The organism is Streptococcus sp. DD04 (assembly GCF_001578725.1).
Classification (GTDB): domain Bacteria; phylum Bacillota; class Bacilli; order Lactobacillales; family Streptococcaceae; genus Streptococcus; species Streptococcus sinensis.
Map to the genome: position 1 here is coordinate 1 of NZ_KQ969027.1, position 244 is coordinate 244.

Here is a 244-nt window from a genome sequence, read left to right on the forward strand (position 1 = left end):
AGCGTGAAAATGCTCAATTGTCTAAGGGCACACGAAAAGTTGTCCAAGAAGGCAAGGCCGGCGAGAAGACTACACTTGTGGAAGTGACGCTTGAAAATGGTCAAGAAACTAGCCGCACCACTCGTGACAGCTTCATTTCTAAAGATCCAGTCGATCAGATTGTGGAAATTGGCAAGCCAGTTGAGAAAGTCACTCCAGACGAAGGCGTTCAAGCTCCAGTAGTTGAACAGCCACGCTTGGATGT

General features: G+C 48.0%; 1 protein-coding gene. It reads left to right on the forward strand.

The window, feature by feature from the left end:
* Positions 1–244, forward strand: a 244-nt coding sequence (locus tag STRDD04_RS10385; protein WP_197460108.1) for a G5 domain-containing protein, incomplete at both ends; no start/stop codon positions are given.